The 394-nt window shown below is 68.3% G+C and carries 1 protein-coding gene; it reads right to left on the bottom strand.

Features of this window, described 5'->3' with window-relative positions:
• Positions 1-266: helix-turn-helix transcriptional regulator (locus LPA54_RS41375; protein WP_228985526.1), on the bottom strand; the 266-nt coding region annotated here is incomplete at its 3' end.
• Positions 267-394: the final 128 nt, after the last annotated feature.

Below are 394 nucleotides of genomic sequence, written 5' to 3'. Positions count from 1 at the left end.
GCCACGGCCCGCTTTATGGCGAGCAGCAATCCGCCGCCCTCCAACAGGGCGTCGAGGCCGTCGATGGTCTCCGGCCGTGGGATCCGCCTGCCCTGCTCGATCGCCGCGATCTGCGCCTCGCTGTACCCGAGGCGTGGGGCGAGTTGCGCCTGGGTCAGTCCTGCCCGCTCCCGGAGGATTTTGGCCTGCCGGCCGAAGCACCGCAACAACTCGTCGGCGGGGTCCTCGTTACGTACCGCCCCCGCACGTTCCACGGCCTGCACCATGGCTGCCCCTCTCCCTCACCGACAGATCGATCCGGCACCCCTACAACGGCTTGGCGTAGGAGCCTACTTGCTGGTCACCGAACGTACGGAACGGCTCGCTCTCTGCCTTGACGACCGAGATTCCCCCC

It is taken from the genome of Streptomyces sp. DH12 (assembly GCF_020873895.1).
In the GTDB taxonomy this organism is placed as follows: domain Bacteria; phylum Actinomycetota; class Actinomycetes; order Streptomycetales; family Streptomycetaceae; genus Streptomyces.
Note: the sequence above shows the minus strand (reverse complement) of the source record. Positions and strands in the feature narration are given on the sequence as shown.